This window comes from Arenibacter sp. F20364 (assembly GCF_023015905.1).
GTDB lineage: Bacteria > Bacteroidota > Bacteroidia > Flavobacteriales > Flavobacteriaceae > Arenibacter.
Window position 1 is genome coordinate 1 of sequence record NZ_JALKBD010000126.1, and the last position, 852, is coordinate 852.

The window sequence follows — 852 nt, forward strand, 5'->3', positions numbered from 1 at the left end:
GCTACAGGAGCACAAGGTCCAACCGGTGCCCAAGGTCCGACTGGAGATACAGGTGCTACAGGAGCTCAGGGTCCGACTGGAGCCCAAGGTCCAACAGGAGATACAGGTGCTACAGGAGCCCAAGGTCCGACCGGTGCCCAAGGTCCAATGGGTGACACCGGAGCTACAGGAGCTCAAGGTCCGACCGGTGCCCAAGGCCCGACAGGAGATACAGGTGCTACAGGAGCTCAGGGTCCGACTGGAGCCCAAGGCCCAACAGGAGATACGGGAGCCACAGGAGCTCAAGGTCCAACCGGTGCCCAAGGTCCGACAGGAGATACCGGAGCCACAGGAGCTCAAGGTCCGACCGGTGCCCAAGGCCCGACAGGAGATACAGGTGCTACAGGAACTCAGGGTCCGACTGGAGCCCAAGGCCCAACAGGAGATACCGGAGCCACAGGAGCTCAAGGTCCAACCGGTGCCCAAGGCCCAACAGGAGATACGGGTGCTACAGGAGCACAGGGTCCAACCGGTGCGCAAGGTCCAACAGGAGATACAGGTGCTACCGGAGCCCAAGGTCCGACTGGCGCCCAAGGCCCAACAGGAGATACGGGAGCTACAGGAGCTCAGGGTCCGACTGGAGATACAGGTGCTACAGGAGCACAAGGTCCAACAGGAGCACAAGGTCCAACCGGTGCCCAAGGTCCGACCGGTGCCCAAGGCCCAACAGGAGATACCGGAGCTACAGGAGCACAGGGTCCGACTGGTGCGCAAGGCTCAACAGGAGATACGGGAGCCACAGGAACCCAAGGTCCGACCGGAGCCCAAGGCCCAACAGGAGATACCGGAGCTACAGGAGCACAGGGTCCGACT

General features: G+C 62.3%; 1 pseudogene. It reads left to right on the forward strand.

Annotated elements, in window-relative coordinates:
• Positions 1-852: pseudogene (locus tag MWU84_RS24000) on the forward strand (collagen-like protein); the annotation flags it as partial.